General features: G+C 74.7%; 8 protein-coding genes. 4 read left to right on the forward strand and 4 right to left on the reverse strand.

What is annotated here, in order from left to right:
- The first annotated feature begins 276 nt into the window (after positions 1-276).
- The gene (locus ACFV3R_RS07785; RefSeq protein WP_385577169.1) at positions 277-1,980 is read left to right on the forward strand and encodes an MFS transporter; all 1,704 of its coding nucleotides are present in this window, start codon (positions 277-279) and stop codon (positions 1,978-1,980) included.
- Between the two features lie 111 nt (positions 1,981-2,091).
- On the opposite strand, the gene ACFV3R_RS07790 is transcribed toward ACFV3R_RS07785, so the two are convergent.
- On the reverse strand, positions 2,092-3,717 hold the full coding sequence (locus tag ACFV3R_RS07790; protein ID WP_385577172.1) for a hypothetical protein: 1,626 nt from the start codon (positions 3,715-3,717) through the stop codon (positions 2,092-2,094).
- A 1,206-nt stretch (positions 3,718-4,923) separates the two neighbouring features.
- On the opposite strand from ACFV3R_RS07790, the gene ACFV3R_RS07795 reads away from it, so the two are divergent.
- Complete coding sequence (locus tag ACFV3R_RS07795; RefSeq protein WP_385577175.1) at positions 4,924-8,130, forward strand: DUF6350 family protein; 3,207 nt, start codon at positions 4,924-4,926, stop codon at positions 8,128-8,130.
- A 278-nt stretch (positions 8,131-8,408) separates the two neighbouring features.
- Here ACFV3R_RS07795 and ACFV3R_RS07800 read toward each other — a convergent pair whose 3' ends face one another.
- Positions 8,409-9,314, reverse strand: a complete 906-nt coding sequence (locus ACFV3R_RS07800) for a hypothetical protein (protein ID WP_385577179.1) — start codon at positions 9,312-9,314, stop codon at positions 8,409-8,411.
- Positions 9,315-9,945: 631 nt separating this feature from the next.
- Here ACFV3R_RS07800 and purN point away from each other — a divergent pair.
- Together purN and purH are read left to right on the forward strand one after the other, a co-directional pair.
- The gene (gene purN / locus ACFV3R_RS07805; protein ID WP_385577182.1) at positions 9,946-10,584 is read left to right on the forward strand and encodes a phosphoribosylglycinamide formyltransferase; all 639 of its coding nucleotides are present in this window, start codon (positions 9,946-9,948) and stop codon (positions 10,582-10,584) included.
- Positions 10,581-12,143, forward strand: coding sequence for a bifunctional phosphoribosylaminoimidazolecarboxamide formyltransferase/IMP cyclohydrolase (gene purH / locus ACFV3R_RS07810; protein ID WP_385577185.1), 1,563 nt, complete (start codon positions 10,581-10,583; stop codon positions 12,141-12,143). Before purN ends, purH begins: the two co-directional genes overlap by 4 nt.
- Positions 12,144-12,253: 110 nt before the next feature.
- On the opposite strand, the gene ACFV3R_RS07815 is transcribed toward purH, so the two are convergent.
- On the reverse strand, positions 12,254-12,835 hold the full coding sequence (locus ACFV3R_RS07815) for a hypothetical protein (protein ID WP_385577189.1): 582 nt from the start codon (positions 12,833-12,835) through the stop codon (positions 12,254-12,256).
- Positions 12,836-12,919: 84 nt separating this feature from the next.
- A complete protein-coding gene (locus ACFV3R_RS07820; RefSeq protein WP_385577192.1) occupies positions 12,920-13,624 on the reverse strand; it encodes an RDD family protein in 705 nt (234 codons plus the stop codon).
- Between the last annotated feature and the right edge of the window lie 130 nt (positions 13,625-13,754).

A 13,754-nucleotide genomic window follows, 5' to 3' on the forward strand; every position in this document is an offset into this window, starting at 1 on the left:
GACCGTGCCCTGTGACCTCCGCGTTCCGCGGCCTGCGGTCCCCGCCCCCGGGACCGTGCCCCGTGACCTCCGCGTTCCGCGGCCTGACGCACGGTCATGTCCTGCGGATCGGAACGGGTTGTGTCCGAGACCTATGCGTACCGACTGGTCGGTACTACTCTCCGGGGCAGTTTCGATCCAGCCACCGGTCTCGCGTCCCGTCCGTACCGCGTTCCCGCCCTCCGTTCCGCGGTGCGGTGGGGGAGATGGGTCGCCCGGATACGCAGGAGGAGCCGCATGTCCGCCACCTCGACGCCGTTGGACGCCGGAGGCGGGGCGTCCGACGCCCCCTCGAACCGGTCGCGCGGGCCCCTCTCCCGCCTGTACCGGCGGGAACTGGCCGAATACCCGCCCACTCGGCGGCGCCTGGCCTACCTGGCCATCGTGGTCGTCACCACCGTCGTCCTGTACTACATGCTGTACATCCAGTACGCGGTCGCCACGTCGATCATGACCGACTTCGGCATGACGTACAGGTACTTCACCTGGGTCTCCGTGGTCGGCAACGCGGTGGGTGCGTTCGCCTCCCTGGTGGCCGGGCTGGCGGACCGCTGGGGCCGGGCCAACCTCGTCGTCTACGGCCTGCTGACGGCCTCCCTGCTCGTGCTGTTCGGGCTGACGGGGGCCGGCGGGAAAGCCACCTACCTGGTGGTCTTCGCGCTGGTCAGCTTCGTCGAGGGGCTTGTGCTGGTGGCCACCCCGGCGCTCATCCGTGACTTCTCGCCCCAACTGGGACGGGCCACGGCCATGGGGTACTGGACGATGGGCCCCGTGGTGGGAAGCCTGGTCGTCACCGTCGTCACCAGCGCCACGCTCACCACCTCCGACTGGCGCCAGGAGCTGCGCTACAGCGGATACGCGGGCCTCGTCGTCTTCCTAATGGCGTTCCCGGCCCTGCGGGAACTCGCGCCCCGGCTGCGCGACCAGATCATGGTCTCGCTGCACGACCGGGCCCTGGTGGAGGCCAGGGCGAAGGGCGTCGACCCGGCGCAGTCACGGCGTGGGGAGTGGCGACAGGTCCTCAGCCCCGGGGTGCTGGGCCCGGTGTTCGCCGTCGCCGTCTTCCTGTTGCTCTACTACTCCGCGGTCGGCAACTTCGTGGTCTACTTCGCCACCACCTTCGGTTACGACGAGCAGCACACCAACTCCCTGGCCACCTGGTACTGGGCAGCCAACGCGCTGTCGCTGGTGGCGACCGGCCTGCTGTCGGACCGGCTGCGGGTGCGCAAGCCCTTCATGATGGCCGGTGGGATCGGCGCGGCAGCGGCGAGCCTCTGGTTCGCCACCCGGGCCACCCACCCGGAGACGTCCTACACCGCTTTCGCCTGGACCTTCGTCGCCATCGGGGTCTTCAGCGGCGTCGCCTACGCACCGTGGATGGCGGGCTTCACCGAGACCGTCGAGCGCCGCAATCCGGCGGCCACCGCCGTGGGGCTCGCCGTGTGGGGCTGGGTGGTGCGGATCGTCGTGGCTGTCTCGGCTGCCTGCGTGCCCCTGGTCGTCACCTCCGTCACGCCGCTGGTCGAACACGGGGACCAGGTGTCGGCGGCGCAACGCAAGGCGGGCCCGGCCCTGGCGGTCGTGACCGCCCACCGTGACCTCTTCGCCCAGCTGGAGAAGTACGGCGACCGCCCGCCCGCCTCCCTCACGGCCCGCGCCGCCCGGGAGGTCGGTCCGGCCGACCTCCGTCTCGTCAGGCGGTCCCAGCACGAGCTGTCGGTGCTCCAGCGGTACGGGCCGCAGGTGGCGAAGGCGGCCGAGGAGGGACCTGGACAGTGGCGGGCCTGGTGGCTGGTCGCCGTGGGAGGCCAGGTGGTGTTCCTGCCCCTCGTCTTCGCCATGTCCGGGCGGTGGAGTCCCCGCCGGGCACGGGAGGACGCGCAGCGCCACCAGGCAGCGGTCGACCGCGAACTGGCCGCACTCGCCGAGCGGGAGAGCTGACCCCGCCTCCCCCCGACCCCACCCTCATCCTCATCCTCATCCTCGTCCTCCGCCTCGTCCCGGGCCTGTCGGACCTTCGGACACCCGACGTTCCCTCGGACTTCGTTCGCCTCAGGACGTCGGGGTGTCGTCGTCCTCGCTGACCGTCGTGCCGGGGTCGGTGGCCTCCCGCAGGCCTCCGGCCGGTGTGCCGGAGTGGCTGGAGCCGCCGGTCGGGCCCGTCGTGGCAGGGGGGTGGGCGGCCGAGCCGGGGGAGCCGGTGGTCGAGACCCCGCCGGTGGCCGTGGGTCGCCCGCCGAGCCGGGACCGGTGGTGCGACGAGGGACGCCCTCCCGAGGCGTAGGGCTGCGGACGCCGCACGTGGTGGCTGCCTGCCGAGCCCGGAGCCGGCGTCTGCCGTGAGCGGTGCGGTGCCGAGGCGGACGCCGCACTTCCGAACGGGGTGGACCACCTGCCGTGCCGGTGGCTGAACGGTTCCGCACCGGCCCCGTCACCCTGCACGGCGGCAGGTCCGGGCGGTTCCTCCCACGAGCCCGCGTTCCCGGCGGTGGCGGCCGGGTGGGAACGGTGCGCGGCAGGGCCGGCGGTCCCGGCCGAAGCGGTCGCGCCGGGCCTGTCCAGGGATGCCGTCGAGTGACTGTGGCGCGGGCTCAGGGTGCCCCGGTGCCTGGTCGCCGGAGCGTGGCCGGACGTTGCCGTGAGAAGGCCGGTGTCCGGTGTACCACCGACCGCGGGCCCGCCCGTGCCGGCCGCAGTCGCGGAGGCTGCGGAGGCGTCCCCCGGGGAGCCGGAGCCGGAGGCGGTGGCTCCGGAACCGGGCGACGGGTCGGCCGCAGAGGCCGTGGCGAGCGTCGGGCTCGCCCCCACCTGGGTCAGGCCGGGGTGCTGGGGCCCTGTCAGGCCGGCCTCGCCGGGGCCGGGCCCCGCAACTCCCGCCGGGCCGCCGGGCGCGTCCGCAGGGCCTGGAGCAGCGGCGGGCCGCGCCGGTGAAACGAGGTGCTCGAGGGTGGTGGTCCCCGTCCACGCGGCGGTGGCGGTGAACAGCGCGGACACCGTCAGCACTCCGGGTACCAGCAACCGGGCCCGGTGCTCCCCTCCGCGCCGGACCTTCCGGGCCTGAGGCAGGGTCACCGGCAGGGCGGCCAACGCCTCGGCCAGCCCGTCCCGCAGCATCCGGCCGCGTTCCTCGGACGAGCGCCGGGCCAGCCCCAGCGAAGGCAGTTCGCAGGCCACCAGTTGCCGGGCCCGGGCCACCCGGCCGGCCGTCGCAGCCGGACTGGCCTCGCTCTCGGCAGCCGTCGTCGGCAGCTCCAGCCCGAGACCGTCATGGAGCAGCAGTGCCCGGCGGTACGGGACCGGCAGGCTCAGCAGGGCGTCGAGGAGGGCGCGTTGGACGGGGTCGGCAGGGGCGCCGCCCGCCCTCGCCGACCGGCGACGCGGCCGTGCGAACGGTGTGCTGCGGGGTTCCCACAGTGAGTCGTGCGCGAGCTGGTGCCGGCGTTGCCAGGGGGAGAGGGCCGCCTCGTGCACCGCGGCCCGGACCCACCCCACCGGGTCACTGTCCACGGCCACCTCGGGCCAGTGCTGCCAGGCCCGGCGGAACGCGCGCCGCACCGCCCGTTCGGCTGGCCGACGGTGCCCGCTGAGAGCCATGGCCTGGCGGGTGAGCGCGGCGGCGTGACGCGAGTACAGGGCGTCGAAGGCCGCAGCGGCACTCCAGTCTTCGGCCCGCTGCACCGCAAGGGCCTCCGAGTCCTTCCGGGCCCCTTGGGGCTCTGCGTACTCCCGGGCGCCCTGGCCTCCTGGGCCTCGGGAGGTGTGGCGCCCCGCATGCGGGAAGCGCCCCGGGCCACTGTCGGGCCGTGGTGCACCAGCGCGCGTGCGGGTGAGGCGAGGGACGCTCCGGGGTGGTGCCGCGGACGGCTTACCGGCCGGGGTCCGGGGGGCGCTGCGGGCGGCCCTGGGTGTCTCCGGCGTGCCCGCCGTCCAGTCGTTGCGTGAGGTGCTGGCGGCCGACGGTTCACCGGGAGCCGACCCCTCGGCGACGTCCTCCTCGGCAGCGGCCCTTTCGCTGACGGCTTCCTCGGCAACGTCCTCCTGGGCAACGAACCGTTCGTCGACGACCTCTTCGGCAGCGGTCCCCTCGACAGCAGCCCTCTCGATGACGGCCGTTCCGGGAAGGGCCCCCTCGGCGACAGCCTCGTCGAGGACAGCAACCTCGGGCAGCGCTGCCTCGGGCGCGTACCTCTCGGGGGTGGACCACCCGGTGGCCAGGCTTTCGACGGGGGCAGAGCCCGGGGCGGGGGCAGAGTCCGGGGCGGGGGCAGAGCCGGGGGCAGGGTCCGCGCCCGGAGCGGGGGCAGAGCCCGGGGCAGGGTCCGCGCCCGGAGCGGGGGAATGGTCGGGGTGAGGGGGACTCGCCGGGGGACCGTTCGGTGAGGGGTCGGCCGGGGCGTGCTGGGACGTGGCGGCCGGGGCCGGGGTCTCAGGCTGCTGGGGCTGCGTCATGCTCACCTTCCGCGCGGGGCACCGTCAAGGCCGGGGCGCGGCGTCCAACTCCCGGCCGAAACTCCACATAACTCCATAAAAAGCGACACGACCGGCATTTAGCTCCTACCAGAGCAATTCATCCCTTCTTGGCAGCATGGCCGGGTGACCGAACGGACCGAGACACAGGCAGCCTCCTCGCATGCAGAGCCCGCCGAGCGCGTCGCGTCCGCCGCCCCGCCGGGTGCCGCCGCGCCCTCGCCCCCGACCCCGCCGCAGGCCCCCACCCCGCCACCGGCCCCGACCCGCCCGACTCGGTTGGCACGGTCGTCCGGGGCGGGTGGCGGCGCGGGTGTGTCAGGGCCGTCCCCGCGCCCCGCTCCGCACGGTCCGGCCACCCGCCTCCCCGCTGCACCCGGCCCGACGCCAACCGGCGCCGCCTTCATGGGTGGGGCGGTGGCGGCGGGGCTCGGACTGGGTCTGCTCGCCGTCGTGGTGCTCGTCCTGTGGGTGGTCTCGCCCTACCCCGATGCGACCTCCACGGCAGCGCTACGCCTCGCCGCGAACCTCTGGTTCCTCGCGCACGGCAGCGAGCTGGTCCGGTTCGCCACCGGTTCCGGTGTCCCGGCGCCGGTGGGGGTCACGCCGCTGCTGTTGAGCCTGCTGCCGCTCTGGCTCCTCTACCGGGCGGCCCGCCATGTCCTCACGCCGAGACCAGCTGTCACGACCCGCCGTCCGCGCCCTCCGGCCCCCCTCCCCTCGCCGCTGCCCGGCCAGGACGTGCACCACGGTGAGTCGGCCGGCGGATCACCCGCCGTTCCCCCCGCCCATGCCCTGCCGGACCCGGTGGCGGAAGCCGGAAAGGCATTTCCCGGCGCCACTGCCACCGCCACCGGTGCGGCGTCCACTGCCGCGATCGCCGGCACGACTCCTGCCATGTCCGCGCCCGCAGTGACCACGGCGACGCAAGCCACCGCGGTCACGGAAGCCACCGAAGCCACCGAAGCCACCGAAGCCACCTCAGCCACGGAAGTCCCCGAAGCGACGGCCCCCTCCGAAGCCGCCATCAGCTCTGATGCCGCCGCGCGCGGCCAAGGCGCCCGTGACTCCGAGGCCGTCCAGAGCTCCGAGCCCGCTCAAAGCCCCGAGCCCACACAGAACAGGCCCGCCCACCGCTCCGGAACCACGCTCGACACGGAAACCGCCGGCCCTCCTGAACACGCCGGCCCCCTTGAACCCGCCGACACCTCTGAGAACGCGGGCCCGCCTGAGAACGTCAGCTCCTGCGCACCCAGCAACCCCTGCGCACCCACCAACACCTCACGGCCCGACAGCACCGCCGGCGAGCCCCCCGATACCCCCATGACCACCACGGGCTCAGGTGCCGCCAGAACCCTCGCCGCGGTGGAAGGGCCGGCCGCCACCCACGTCACCGTGGACATGCGGCTGGACGAGGAGCAGGCCGGCGGCGGTGACGGGGCGTCGCAGCAGGAGGACGCCGGAGCATGCGGGAGACCGCACCCTGCTGGACCGGGCGCCCGTCCTGCGGAACCGGGCGCCCACCCCCCGGTGTCCGGCGAAACCGGCCGGACGTCGGCCGCGACGCAGGAGGCACCCGGGGCGGTCCCGTGGGCGACGCCGGTGGCGTTCGTCGCCGGGTACCTGACGGTGGCCGGTGCCGCGGCCCTCTTCGCCGCCGGCGGTTCGCTGCGGCCTTCCTGGAGCAGCGCCCTGCCGCACGTCCTCGGCCTCTCGCTGCTCGTGGTCGCGGCGGCCTGCTGGCGGACCGTGCTGCTGCACCGGCCGCGTACCGCACGGTCGGTGCTGCGGCAGGGGTGGGCGAAGGTGCCGCGGCAGGTACGTCTGGTGCTGGGCGCGGGCCGGCTACCGGCTGCGCTGCGGGGTGCGGGCTGGGGCTCGGTGGCCCTGCTGGTCGGCGGCGCTGCGTTGGCGCTGCTCGCAACCGGCGTCCACCTCGGCTCGGTGCACCACGAGTTCGTGCACCTCGCACACGACTGGCCGGCCCGGATCGCGGTGGCGCTGCTGACGGTCACCCTGTTGCCCAACGCCGCGGTGTGGGGCGCGGCGTACGGGGCCGGTCCCGGTCTTGCCCTGGGCGCGGGCACGGTCACGGCGGACGGCGTGTCGGGGCACCCCGCCGTGCCCCACCTCCCGCTGCTGGGGGCGCTGCCGACAGGGCCCGCAGCGCCCGTGACGTGGTTGCCGCTCCTCGTCCCGTTGGGTGTCGGCGCGGTGGTGGCCCGGTCGGTGCTCCGCAGCGCCGGCTGGTGGCCCGGCCGACGCCCGTCCCGTCCCCGGCTGCGTCCTCGGGTCGCCTGGAGTTGGCGCGGCGGTGTGGTGGCTGCGGCGCTGGCGGCTGCGGGGACCGGGCTCGTCGCCGGGGGGCTCGCGGCTCTGGCCGGTGGGGCCCTGGGGGTCAGGGCGCTCGCCAGGTTCGGCCCGCAGCCCTGGCCCACCGGTGTCGCCGTCGCCGGTTGGAGCGCGTTGGTCGCGGTGCCCGTGGTGCTGTTGGCCGGCCTGGCCCGCGGCCGTCGCGGACGAGCGCGGACCGCGCTGTGGGCCGGGGCAGCACCACTGCCTCACCGGCGCCGCCCCCCGGAGGACACCGTGCGACGGGCCGTCCGGCGTGGTGCCCGTCCCCGTGCCCTGGCAGCGGCCGGCCGACCGGGCCCCGTGCAGGCCCCCCTCGCACCCCCCTCCACCCCGACGCACCTCGGACACCTCGGACACCTCGCTGGCGCGGGAACAGCGGATGCGGGGACAGCGGACGCGGGAACAGCGGACGCGGGGTCAGAGACTGCGGACACGGAGACTGCGGACACGGGGACGGGGGCTGCGAACACGGAGACGGACACGGAGACGGAGACTGCGAACCTGGCGACGAGGTCCGCGAACCTGGCGACGAGGGCCGCGGGCGCGGAGACGGAGGCCGACATGGGAACGCAGGCCGCGGACATGGGAACGCAGGCCGCGGAGGAGCCCCTGGCGGGCGGAGCGCCGAGCCTTGCCGGCGGCCCGGCCCAGGCTTCCCCGGTCCCGCCCCAGCCCCTCCCGAGCCGGCCCCTCCCCACCCAGCCGCTCGCGCCCCAGCCTCTTCCGGCCCGTCCGCTCCCGGCCTCCGCGGACGGTGACGCCCCGTCCGCCCCGTCGGCCCCACCCGTCCCCCCGGAAGCCCGCCGCGACGGTCACCCCGACCTACCGCCCGCCTCCGACCTGCCGCCCGTCTCCGGCCTACCGCCCGCCTCCGACCTGCCGCCCGTCTCCGGCCTACCGCCCGCCTCCGACCTACCGCCCACCTCCGGCGAGGTGCCCACTCCTGCTGAGACCCCCGCCTTCGTCTCGGCCCCTGAGCCGGCTCCCAACGCCTTCGCCGCCCCGGTGGCGGATGCAGGCCCGGCGCCGGAGGACGGGACGGCGCCGGAGGACGGGACGGCGCCGGAGGACGGGACGGCCCAGGCTCAGGACGGCGCGCGTGCGCCGGCCGAACCGGAGGGACGGGGCCCGGGCACGGACCCGGACGGCGACCACTGGCACGACGCGGAAGCGCGCAGGGCGCGGTGGGCGGCGCTGCGGGACGCCGGTGGTGGTCTCATGGCGGACTTCGAGCCGGGCGAGCCCCCACCGCCCCGAAGCCCGCAGTGACCGCCTCCCGGAGCCGACGGTGACGCCCGCCCCCCGGAAAACGGGCCCTCAGGGCCCCGCCCGCGGAACCAGGCCCTCGTCACCGGACCCGCTGAGATCCGGCCCTCGGCCGTGTCTTCAAAGTCCCGCCTGCCCGGCGGTGTCTGGCACGCACGCTCGCCGCGTTGTCGGTCGTCAGCGCAGCCCGCTGCGCTCTCCTCCCTCCGCCTTGCGATCGCACGCACCAGACACCGCCGGGCCCGCCCTTCGGGCGAACGACGCTACTTTGAAGACACGACCTAGTCCTGTGCGCTGAGCAGCGGTCGCAGTTCGGTCGGGAGCAGGTTCTCGCAGGACTGCCGGGAGGCGTGGGTGAGGGCGTCGCTGACGCAGGCGTAGTAGTCCTGGTAGACGATCCGGACGGTGAAGCTGCCGGCCACCAGCAGAAGGGCGATGCCCGCCGTGACCAGGCCGCCGATGGCCGCCGTCGCCTGGGGCCGGGGAGCTCCCGGTGCGGGGGCCGGGGGCGCCGCGGGGGTGTCCTCCTGCCGCGGGACGCCGCCGGAGAGGTCCGCGGCCGTGGCGGTGGCCTTGCCGGTCGCCTCCTTGGGCTTGGCACGCAGCGAGCTGACCCCCCAGTACACCGCCAGGGCGCCCAGCAGAAGCCCCACCTCCGGCAGGCTGAACAGCACGAAGAAGAAGGCCCACATGCCGGCGAGCAGGGCATACCGCGCCCGGCGCTGGGAGGGGTCCGTCGGGTCCCAGCGCAGGCCGCCGGGTCCGCCCTGCGGGTCGCCGCCGGGCCGGTCGCCCAGGCCCTGGGGGCGGCTGCCGGGCTGGCGGGGGCTCCACTGACTGCCCCAGGGCGGCGGCGGCCCGCCCCGGTCGTCACCCTCGCCGCCCTCGCCGTCCGGGGAGGAGCCCTCATGGTCCTGGGGGTGGGTGTGGGCGTGGGTGCGCCCCCGTGGGCGCCACTCCTGGTCCGGGGTTCCCTCGGGCGGGGGCGCGAAGGGGTTGTCGTCGGCCGGACGGTCGCTGCCGCCCCCGGCACCGGCCCCTGCGTCCTCCCCGGCTCGGCGGCTGCCGTCCGAGGCCCCTGCGTCCTGGCCGTCCGGTCGCCGGTTCCGGTCCTCCGGGCGCACGGACCCGGTCCCCTCGCCGGCGGGGCCCTCGGACCCGCCGTCGCGGCCGGATCCGGTGGCCATCAGCACCACCGCGGGCCCCCGGGCTCCGCGGAACGGGGCGGGTGGCATGCCTGCCGTCGCCGCCGCTGGTCCGCCCCAGGGCGTCACCGCGCCGGGGGCCGTCACGGGCTGCGGGAGGAGGAGGGCCGCGCGGCGGCGTCGGTCCGGCATGTGGAGTGAGTCTTCCCCTTGTCTAGTCCGCGCCCACGGGTCGTCCGGCCCCCGTGAGGGCGGGCGGGCCCGGTGACCGGATACCACGAACGATGTCTGCGGCGTGCCTGCGTATGCCGACGCTACCTCTCGTGCCCGCCCCCGTCCCGTGGGGGCCGCCCGGTGTGCCGGTATCGTTGCTGACGGTCGGCCGCTTCGTAGAGTTCCCCGGAATTCCACGTGGCGTCTCCTCGTACGAACGTACAAGTGCGGTTTCCCGTCGTCGCGAACCCGCACGTCCAGCCGTGACACGGCAGGTACGGCGGGCATCCGGACGCAGGCACCGGCAGGTGGCCGCGGCCGCTGCGGGCTCCCGGCGGCGGTGCAGCAGGCGCCGGACGCGCCGGTGCCGGGCCCGCCGGACGGCCCCGGGTCCGCCCGGGCAGGACGAGGCAACGGGCCGACCAGACCGACCGCCCGATCGTGAGAAAGAGCCCCCGCCGTGGCGCCCTCCGGTTCCCCCTCCCGCATCGTCGTGCTCGTCTCCGGGTCCGGCACCAACCTCCAGGCCCTCCTCGACGCCATCGCGGAAGCGGGGGAGGAGGCGTACGGCGCCCGGATCGTGGCCGTCGGCGCCGACCGCGAGGGCATCGTCGGACTGGAACGGGCCGAGCGCGCGGGGCTGCCCACCTTCGTGTGCCGGGTCCGCGACCACGGCAGCCGCGAGGAATGGGACCGGGCGCTGGCCGAGGCGGTCGCCGCCCACCAGCCCGACCTGGTGGTCTCCGCCGGGTTCATGAAGATCGTCGGGAGGGAGTTCCTGGCCCGCTTCGGCGGCGCCTTCGTCAACACCCACCCGGCGCTGCTGCCGAGCTTCCCCGGTGCGCACGGTGTGCGCGACGCCCTCGCCTACGGCGCGAAGGTCACCGGTTGCACCGTCCACTTCGTCGACGACGGCGTCGACACCGGTCCGATCATCGCGCAGGGCGTGGTCGAGATCGTCGAGGAGGACACCGAGGAAGGCGCCGCCGCGCTGCACGAGCGCATCAAGGAAGTCGAGCGTCGACTGCTCGTCGAGGTCGTCGGGCGCCTGTGCCGCGACGGCTACCGCATTGAGGGACGAAAGGTACTGGTTCCGTGACCGTCGAAGAAGGTACGAAGCGGCCCATCCGCCGCGCGCTGGTCAGCGTCTACGACAAGACGGGCCTGGAGGAGCTGGCGAAGGGCCTGGACGCGGCGGGCGTGCAGCTCGTCTCGACCGGCTCGACGGCCGCGCGGATCGCCGCGGCGGGCGTCGCCGTCACCAGGGTGGAGGAGCTGACCGGCTTCCCCGAGTGCCTGGACGGCCGCGTCAAGACCCTCCACCCCAAGGTCCACGCCGGGGTCCTGGCCGACCAGCGGCTGGAGACCCACCGCTCCCAGCTCGCCGAGCTCGGCGTGGAGCCGTTCGAGCTGGTCGTGGTCAACCTCTACCCGTTCCGGGAGACCGTGGCCTCCGGCGCCTCCGAGGACGAGTGCGTCGAGCAGATCGACATCGGCGGGCCCTCCATGGTGCGTGCCGCCGCCAAGAACCACCCGTCGGTCGCCGTCGTCGTCAACCCCGACCGCTACGGCGACGTGCTCAAGGCCGTCTCGGACGGCGGCTTCGACCTGGCCGCGCGCCGCGCACTGGCCGCCGAGGCGTTCGCCCACACCGCCTCCTACGACGTCGCCGTGGCGAGCTGGTTCGCCGCCACCGACCCGGCCGCCGAAGGCTTCCCCGCCTTCACCGGCACCGCCCTGGAGCGCCGCGAGGCGCTGCGCTACGGCGAGAACCCGCACCAGTCCGCCGCCGTCTACACCGACGGCAGCGGCGCCGGGCTGCCCGCCGCGGAGCAGCTGCACGGCAAGGCGATGTCGTACAACAACTACACCGACACCGAGGCCGCCCGCCGCGCCGCCTACGACCACACCGAGCCCTGCGTGGCGATCATCAAGCACGCCAACCCCTGCGGCGTGGCCGTCGGTTCCGACGTGGCCGAGGCGCACCGCAAGGCCCACGCCTGCGACTCCCTGTCCGCCTACGGCGGCGTCATCGCCGTCAACCGGCCCGTCTCGCTCGCCATGGCCGAGCAGGTCGCGGAGATCTTCACCGAGGTCATCGTGGCCCCGGACTACGAGGACGGCGCCGTGGAGGTGCTCTCCCGCAAGAAGAACATCCGCGTGCTGCGCTGCCCGGGCGCGCCCACCGAGACCGTCGAGGTCAAGCCGATCGAGGGCGGCGCGCTGCTCCAGGCCAAGGACCGCCTGGACGCCGGCGGCGACGACCCGGCGAACTGGACGCTGGCCACCGGCGAGGCGCTGCCCGAGCAGGAGCTGGCCGAGCTGGCCTTCGCCTGGCGCGCCTGCCGGGCCGTCAAGTCCAACGCCATCCTGCTGGCCAAGGACGGCGCCACCGTCGGCGTCGGGATGGGCCAGGTCAACCGCGTCGACTCGGCGAAGCTCGCGGTGCAGCGGGCCGGGGAGGAGCGGGCGCGGGGCTCCTACGCGGCCTCCGACGCCTTCTTCCCCTTCCCCGACGGCTTCGAGGTGCTGGCCGAGGCCGGGGTGCGGGCCGTGGTCCAGCCCGGCGGCTCGGTCCGCGACGAGCAGGTGGTCGAGGCGGCGAAGGCCGCGGGCGTCACGATGTACCTGACGGGCGCGCGCCACTTCTTCCACTGACACCGGTCGGGGCGTGCCGCACGGCGGTGCGCCCCCGACCCGGGAACGCCGAAGGCGCCCCCACCTCGCGGGTGGGGGCGCCTTCGCGTGCCCTGTGCGGCGTCGGTGCGTCAGAGCGCCGGCCGGTTGAACCAGGCCGAGCTCTCCTGCTTGCTGGCGAAGGTGATGACCAGGATGGCCAGGACCAGGAAGAGCAGGCCCCAGGGGAAGAGGGCCATGCTGCCGAAGCAGGTGATCGCGCTGTAGACGATCATCCCCACGCGCACGCCCGGTCCGCCCTTGGCGATCACCAGCCCGAGGGCGACCGCGATGGCCGCCCACACGAGGGTCAGGACGATGCCGGCGATCAGGAAGCCCTTGCCCACGGCGAACGAGGTCAGGGTGTCGCTGTCCAGGCCGGAGGCGCTCTTGGAGGCCTTGCTGACGTACCCGAGCCCGACGACGAAGCCGATCGTCACCAGCAGGTCGAGCCCCGCCATGACGAAGAGGATGACCCGGGCCGCCTTCAGCGGCGAGGGCAGCATGTGGGGCACGGGCGGACCGCCCATGGGCCCTTGCGGGTAGCCGCCGTAGGGCCCGGCCGCCTGCTGCGGGTAGCCGTACCCCGGGTGGGGCTGGGGCGGCTGCTGGGGGAATCCGTAGCCCTGCTGGGGCTGCTGGCCGTAGGGGTTCTGCGGGTTGGGGTAACTCACGGACGTGGTCCTCACGCGTGAAGGGGGTGGCGGAGACGGTGCCGAGGGGACGGTCGGCGACCGGCTCCGGTCACCTCGTGCGGGTCACTGGGTGCGGACGACGACGGACCCGACGATCTTGTCCGCGAAGGTCTGCGCCTTGTCGTCCCACAGCGGCCACAGGTAGCCCAGGCACAGGCAGAACGAGTCCACGACGTGGCAGATGCGCCGCACGAGGGCCATGCCGAAGCCGAGGGGCTGGCCGGTGTCCTCGCGCACCAGGCGGATGTTCATCGCCTTCTTGCCCCAGGTCGCGCCCTGGCCCTCCTTGACGAGCATCACGATGCCGAGGACGAGCGCCAGCAGACCGCCCAGCACGATGAAGATCAGGCCGGCCGGGGACGGACCCTCGGTGTGCGGGTAACCCGAGGAGTCGTAGGTGGTGTCGATCGAGCTGACGAACATCACGAAGCCGATGACGTAGAGGATGCCCGGCAGCAGCCCGACGATGAGGCCGTCGATGAGGGTCGCGACGAACCGCGCGCCCCAGCTCGCGTAGCCGGTCGGCATGCCCATCGGGGCGCCACCGGGGTAACCGCCCTGCGCGGGCACGCCGCCGTAGGGCTGGCCCTGCTGCGGGTAGCCGTACTGCGGGGCGGGCGGGGCCTGCTGCGGGTAGCCGTACTGCGGGGCTGCGGGAGCCTGCTGGGGGTAGCCGTAACCGGGCTGGCCCTGGGCGGGTTGGCCGTAGGGGTTCGGCTGTCCGCCGGGAGGCTGGCCGTAGGGGTTCTGCGGGTCGCCGAAACTCATGAGCGGGTTTTCCTCCGATGTCGCTGGCAGGGACGCACGGTCGGATCGGAGGAGTCGACGCGCAGTGGCCCCCCGACGACACCTGCGGCACAGGCTGACAATCCTTCTTCGTCGGTGTCCTGGTTGTCCA

It is taken from the genome of Streptomyces sp. NPDC059740, from assembly GCF_042733155.1.
GTDB lineage: Bacteria > Actinomycetota > Actinomycetes > Streptomycetales > Streptomycetaceae > Streptomyces.

Bases quoted from the DNA above. Each gene is read 5' to 3' on its own strand.
- ACFV3R_RS07820 (WP_385577192.1), bottom strand. From the start codon at position 13,624: ATGAGTTTCGGCGACCCGCAGAACCCCTACGGCCAGCCTCCCGGCGGA.
- ACFV3R_RS07800 (WP_385577179.1), bottom strand. From the start codon at position 9,314: ATGGCCACCGGATCCGGCCGCGACGGCGGGTCCGAGGGCCCCGCCGGC.
- ACFV3R_RS07785 (WP_385577169.1), top strand. From the start codon at position 277: ATGTCCGCCACCTCGACGCCGTTGGACGCCGGAGGCGGGGCGTCCGAC.